Below are 2,176 nucleotides of genomic sequence, written 5' to 3' on the forward strand. Positions count from 1 at the left end.
GCAGTAGAAATATATTTTTATCGGTTGACGGCGGAATAAATTTAAATACTTGCGATAAAGTAATCGAAGCGGGAGCGAATTTTTTGGTTTCGGGAAGCGCAATAATAGACAGCGAAGATAAAAAAGAAGTTATAAATAAACTTAAAGGAAATAAATAAAAATAAATATTTAATTAATTTAATATGGAGTAAATTATGATTAAATTTCTAATTAAAACAAACAAAGAAAAAACAAAATTCTTTGAAATATCGGCTTTCATACTTTTAATAGCTATAAGTTTGGGTTCGCCAATCATTGTTCATTATTTCGGCTTAAAAGGAACGGAATATTTGCCAATATTTTTCGCTTTATCTTTAGGCTCTTATATTTTAAATCCGATTTCGCTTATAACTCTTTCAATAATTTCGCCTTTAATGAATTCTATAATAACGGGAATGCCTCAAATTCCAATTTTATATTTTCTAATATTCGAAGGAGTTATTTTTTCAATATTAATATCGCTACTTAAAAATAAATTGCCGTTTTTTATATTATCTCCGCTCTCTTTTATAATCGCAAGATTTTCTTCGATTCTGCTTGTATTTTTATTAAACGAAAATATTGAAATTTGGTTCAACGGAATTGTAAACGGTTATAAAGGAATTATAGTCAATTCTTTATTTTCGCTCGCCGTATATTTTATTTTTAAAAATAGACTTAAAAATATTTAAAAAATATAATTAAAGAGAATTAAAATTATATACAAAACATTTTATATTGGCGATATTAAAGTTTCCGCACTCGGAGATTTGGATAAAGATTTAGGAGACGAATTAAGAGCGTTTAAAAGAAAAGAAATTGATTTTCCAAATAAAATTTTAAATGCTTTTGCGGAATATTATAAATCTTCAAATTTAAAATCTGACATTTTATTATTTGTTTCCTCGAATAAAAACGACAATATAATGAATTTTTTCGCCGATTATATTTCAAAAAATTTGAATATAGAAAAAAGCGACTCGATAATTTTTAATAACGAAATAAAAGAACAAAAATATTTGGAAACTCTTAAAGAGAGAGAAGAAAATATAAAAAACGCGTTTAGATTAATCTCGCCCGAAAAACTTATAAATAAAAAAATTCTTTTGATAGACGATGTTTACGCTTCGGGTTTTACTCTAAAAGAAGCGATAAAAATCTTAAAAGAAAACGGAATTAATGATATAGAATGCATAATTTTTTGCTATAGAAATCATATTTTTTTGTAATTGATAATTTGAAATAAATAATTTAAAATAAAAATAGCGGAGCTTTTAACCCCGCCTATATTAAAAAATGAAAAAACATTATTTTATCATTTATAAGATTTTTCCAATACGGCTAATATATCTTCATCGCTAAAATTATGCGGGTCCGTTTCGTATAATCCGCCCATAGCGAATTTTGAATTTTTAGCTATATCGGGCAATTCTTCTTTTTTTATTCCGTAATCGGAAAGTTTTATATTATCGACTTTGCAGGCTTTTTGAAGTTCGACTAAAGCATCGACAAAATCCGTAGGTTTTGAAGCGTCTTTTTTACCCAACGCTTTAGCCATATTTATCATTTTTTCATCGCAATCATGAGAGTTTGCTATTAAAGTGTAATATTCTTTACTTATCGCGATTAATCCCGCTCCATGTTCGAGTTTAGGATAATACGCGCTTAAAGCATGTTCTATAGAATGCTCCGCCGTGCAACTTGAAACGCTTTCGACTATTCCAGATAAAGTGTTAGCCATAGCGACATTTTCTCTCGCTTCTTCATCGTCTCCGTTTGCAACCGCTTTTGCCAAACTTTTTCCTATAAGTTCGATTGATTTTAAGGCAAATAAATCGCTCATTTCGCTTGCAATTTTATTAATATATCCTTCCGTGCTATGAAATAAAGCGTCAAATCCTTGATAAGCGGTTAATTTAGACGGAACGGTTTTCATAAGTTCAGGGTCGACTATAGACAAAAACGGATAAGTTTTATCGTATCCAAAACCTATTTTTTCTTTTCCATTCGTTATGACAGTCCAAGGGTCCGCTTCCGTTCCAGTTCCAGCGGTAGTCGTAATAGCCACAACGGGAAGAGGTTCGTTCGGTATAGCTTTTCCTTTGCCCGTTCCTCCAAATATATAATCCCAATAATCGCCATCATTTGTCGACATAAT

At 29.9% G+C, this 2,176-nt stretch carries 3 protein-coding genes and 1 pseudogene; 3 read left to right on the top strand and 1 reads right to left on the bottom strand.

The features are described 5' to 3' along the window. The 3 genes and pseudogenes from EZH24_RS10605 to EZH24_RS10615 form a co-directional block, all read left to right on the top strand. A pseudogene (locus EZH24_RS10605) lies at positions 1-158 on the top strand (ribulose-phosphate 3-epimerase); the annotation flags it as partial. Positions 159-194: 36 nt separating this feature from the next. Then, positions 195-710: a hypothetical protein gene (locus EZH24_RS10610; protein WP_236847168.1), complete on the top strand. Its 516-nt coding sequence runs from the start codon at positions 195-197 to the stop codon at positions 708-710. A gap of 78 nt (positions 711-788) precedes the next feature. Further along, complete coding sequence (locus tag EZH24_RS10615; protein ID WP_137999095.1) at positions 789-1,247, top strand: ComF family protein; 459 nt, start codon at positions 789-791, stop codon at positions 1,245-1,247. A gap of 86 nt (positions 1,248-1,333) precedes the next feature. On the opposite strand, the gene EZH24_RS10620 is transcribed toward EZH24_RS10615, so the two are convergent. Then, the coding region (locus EZH24_RS10620) for an iron-containing alcohol dehydrogenase (protein WP_137999096.1) at positions 1,334-2,176 on the bottom strand (843 nt) is incomplete at its 5' end.

It is taken from the genome of Brachyspira catarrhinii, from assembly GCF_005518285.1.
Taxonomy (GTDB): Bacteria; Spirochaetota; Brachyspiria; order Brachyspirales; family Brachyspiraceae; genus Brachyspira; species Brachyspira catarrhinii.

Bases quoted from the DNA above. Each gene is read 5' to 3' on its own strand.
- EZH24_RS10610 (WP_236847168.1), top strand. From the start codon at position 195: ATGATTAAATTTCTAATTAAAACAAACAAAGAAAAAACAAAATTCTTT.